This is a genomic window from Nocardia sp. NPDC058497 (assembly GCF_042720195.1).
Classification (GTDB): domain Bacteria; phylum Actinomycetota; class Actinomycetes; order Mycobacteriales; family Mycobacteriaceae; genus Nocardia.
Map to the genome: position 1 here is coordinate 1 of NZ_JBHXMY010000876.1, position 1,743 is coordinate 1,743.

A 1,743-nucleotide genomic window follows, 5' to 3' on the forward strand; every position below is an offset into this window, starting at 1 on the left:
TCTCTCTCTGCGACTCCCCCCCCACCAGTCTTTCTCTATAAAAAAAACATTTTATACCCCCTCCATCGGTGGTGGGGCGGGCCGCGCGGGGGGGGCGGCCCCCCCCCGGCCCCCCGGGGGGGACGGCTCGCTGGGCCGGGATCCGGTGGGCGGTGCCGTCGTTCGTCACGGTGGCGGTGCTCGTCGCGATCTGGCAGGTCTACGTCACGAGCAGTGGTGTCCGCCCGCAGGTGCTGCCGTCACCGCTGCGGGTCGTCCAGCAGGGTTGGGCGCACCGGGACGAGATCAGTTCCCATGCGGCCGCCACCTTGCAGGTGACGCTGGCCGGGTTCGCGGTGTCGCTGACTCTGGCGTGGGTGCTGGCGGTGATCGTGGACTTCTCGCCCTGGCTGCGGCGTGCGTTGGTGCCGCTGTTCGTCGCGTCGCAGACCGTGCCGATCGTCGCGATCGCGCCGTTGATGATCATCTGGTTCGGGTTCGGTCTCCTGCCGAAGATCTTGGTGGTCGCGTTGGTCACCTTCTTTCCCATGGCCATCGGCCTGATCGAGGGATTCGCCGCGGCCGACCGTGACGCGGGCGCGCTGCTGCGGAGCATGGGCGCCTCCCGGCTGCAGGTGTTCCGTTATGTGCGACTGCCGTCCGCGCTGCCACGGTTCTTCACGGCGTTGCGGATCGGGATCACCTATGCGGTCGTCGGTGCGGTGTTCGCCGAATATGTCGGCGCGAGCGTCGGTCTCGGCATCTATATGAGCCTGCAGAAGAATTCGTTCCGTACCGACCTGGTATTGGCGGCGGTGCTGGTCACGGCACTGCTGAGTATCGCGCTCTATCTGTCGACGTTCGCGATCGAACGCCTCGTCGCGCCGTGGTCGCGCGCGCAGAACAGGAGCCGACGTGACTGACGCCGGGGGCGACCGGATCGTCGTCGACCATCTCACCAAGTCGTTTCCGCAGCCCGGTCGGCGCAGCCCGGACCTCGACGTGCTGGGCGGGGTGTCGTTCACGGTCAGATCGGGCGAGTTCGTCACCGTCATCGGGCCGAGTGGTTGCGGCAAGAGCACCGTGTTCAACATGCTGGCCGGACTCGAATCCCCCGACTCCGGCAGCGTCGGCTTCCGCGCCGCCGACGGCGAGGACACCGCGTCGCACTGCGCCTACATGCCGCAGAAGGACCTGCTGTTCCCCTGGCGAACCATCCTCGACAACACCATCCTCGGCCTGCGCGTGCAGGGTGTCCCGAAATCGGAGGCCCGGCGCCGCGCCCGCGAGCTGTTCCCGGTATTCGGCCTGTCCGGTTTCGAGGACGCCCGCCCGTCCCAGTTGTCGGGCGGGATGCGACAGCGGGCCGCACTACTGCGGACCGTCGTCCAGGAGCGCGAACTGCTGCTGCTCGACGAACCCTTCGGCGCGCTCGACTCACTGACTCGCACCGAGATGCAGTCGTGGCTACAAGAGGTCTGGCAGCGCTACCGCTGGATGGTTCTGATGATCACCCACGATGTGCGCGAGGCGGTGTACCTGTCGGACCGCGTGATCGTACTGTCGGCGCGCCCGGCGACAGTACGCTACGAACTGCGCATCGACCTGCCGCGACCGCGCGGGTTGTCCATGATCACCGCCCCCGAATTCGTCGCGCTGGAAGAGGAACTCCTCGCGATCCTGCACGAGGAGTCGCGTCGGGCGTTGGCTCATCCGTCATGACACCTCGCCGCCTCCGGCCCGACAGCGCGCCGGCGGGGAGCG

At 67.7% G+C, this 1,743-nt stretch carries 2 protein-coding genes; both read left to right on the top strand.

Features of this window, described 5'->3' with window-relative positions; all coding sequences use genetic code 11:
- Positions 1–152 precede the first annotated feature (152 nt).
- The gene (locus tag ACFWPJ_RS32020) at positions 153–902 is read left to right on the top strand and encodes an ABC transporter permease (protein WP_378857150.1); all 750 of its coding nucleotides are present in this window, start codon (positions 153–155) and stop codon (positions 900–902) included.
- On the top strand, positions 895–1,701 hold the full coding sequence (locus ACFWPJ_RS32025; RefSeq protein WP_378857152.1) for an ABC transporter ATP-binding protein: 807 nt from the start codon (positions 895–897) through the stop codon (positions 1,699–1,701). The genes ACFWPJ_RS32020 and ACFWPJ_RS32025 overlap by 8 nt, the downstream gene beginning before the upstream one ends.
- Positions 1,702–1,743 lie beyond the last annotated feature (42 nt).